General features: G+C 39.6%; 1 protein-coding gene. It reads right to left on the minus strand.

The features are described from left to right. The coding region (locus JHD74_RS25700) for a hypothetical protein (protein WP_199063871.1) at nucleotides 1-1,242 on the minus strand (1,242 nt) is incomplete at its 3' end. Between the last annotated feature and the right edge of the window lie 588 nt (nucleotides 1,243-1,830).

Consider the following 1,830-nt stretch of genomic DNA (forward strand, 5'->3'; position numbering starts at 1 on the left):
AGTTGGCATCGTCGGCAGCGTCAGATGTGTATAAGAGACAGCCTTCAGTCGAATAGAAATCTCAATCATCTGAGAGTTACTTTGCAAGGCATCTGAAGCAAGTTTATTACCGATAATTGCATTTTTCAAAGCCAAATCGTCTAGGTGTTCATGTACGCAAAGTGGACATATTTTTGTTGGGTGGAGACTGATATGTTCAAGACCTAATCCCACCAAACGCTCAATGGTACTTGATTGCTCAGTTAACGCTTTCTGCACATTAAGCAATCCATATAATTGCCCTTCATAATAAGTAAGCTTAGTTCTAAGCTCTGAAAGCTCGAAAATAATAGAGTCACTGATATCTAGAGATGAGACATCAGAAGAAAGTAAACTGTCAATACTAATATCAAGCGAGTTGATATGGGTTAACTCTAGTAGTTTTGCCTTATTTGTAGCTAGCGTAGCATTCCTATTGGAATCTAATACTTCAATATCTGAGTCTAAACTTGATATAAGTTTACGAGCACTTGCAATTTCAACATAAATATTGCTTGCATTAACCTGTAACTCTTTAATTATTTGTAACTTTTCCTGCCAGTTTCTAATGACTGAATCAATATCTTTTAGATTAATATTCTCTATTTCGAATTTTGACTCAATTTCGATCTTTGTAAGATGGATATTATTGTACTCAACAAGATCTTTCTCGAGCGCAGTATAGCACTCTATGTATTGTGGTAGTTCAGATTTCAGTTGATTAAGCTCATTTAACCTTACCAAGATAACATCTTGCTCCCCAATCTTTTTCTGATGCAACTGAATTAGTTCTTGGTATTTTTGACTGTCCTCGAGACCTTTACCGACTCGCTTGACTTCAAGCTCAAGCTTTGATTTTTTGAGTAGAAGGTCTCCTATCTCTCCCACTCTAGCCAATCTTTGCTGTAAAGACTCAATAAGGGTATCATAATGTTTAACTTCAAGATCTAGTTGATGCTTTCTGCTCAAAATGGAAGAAATAATTTCAATCTCTTGAGTTGAAGTGAAATCAGTAGTAATTTGGTTTATCTTTTCTCCAGATAAGATTAGCGAGTTGACAGTCTTGTTGTATTCAACAAAAACATTTCCGTCAACTTCATTTATTATTTTCAATGAAATTTCGGCATGTTTTCCATTCAATTCATCTAATAATGATCTATTCTCATGTGACAGTATATGCAATTTCTTACGAACTGCCTCAGCATTCCCACCGAAATGTTCCATAAATAAATCATATCGTTCCTCAGGTTTTACTTCTCGAACAAAGCGATCTATAGCATCTTGAGAGAGAATAATATTTCTGAAATCTCTTGTACCTTCTTCAGTATCCCTGTCGTTGAATCTGATATCTCGTGAATCTACACGTACATTATTCAGCCTACGTGAAAAATCTTTCTCGGTAGTACTTACATGAACAGATGTTTCTACAGTGGGATCAACATCCTTGTTCCTTAAAATATATTGAGGAACCCCATCTAACTTTGTACCTTTAGCGGCAACTTCATTGTTTTTTTTATAATTATCACTAATATATCGTGAGACATTATTTGTAAGTGCCCACTCTACAGCGTCATAAAATGAGCTTTTCCCAAATCCATTCGGCGCATATATAGAGATAAAACCTGAGGGCTTATTACCTGTCTCTTATACACATCTCCGAGCCCACGAGACAGGAGGTATCATCTCGTATGCCGTCTTCTGCGTGAAAAAGGGGGGGGGGGGGGGGGGGGGGGGGGGGGGGGGGGGGGGGGGGGGGGGGGGGGGGGGGGGGGGGGGGGGGGGGGGGGGGGGGGGGGGGGGGGGGGGGGGGGG

It is taken from the genome of Serratia sp. ASV30, assembly GCF_016428815.1.
GTDB classification, from domain to species: Bacteria; Pseudomonadota; Gammaproteobacteria; order Enterobacterales; family Enterobacteriaceae; genus Chania; species Chania fonticola_C.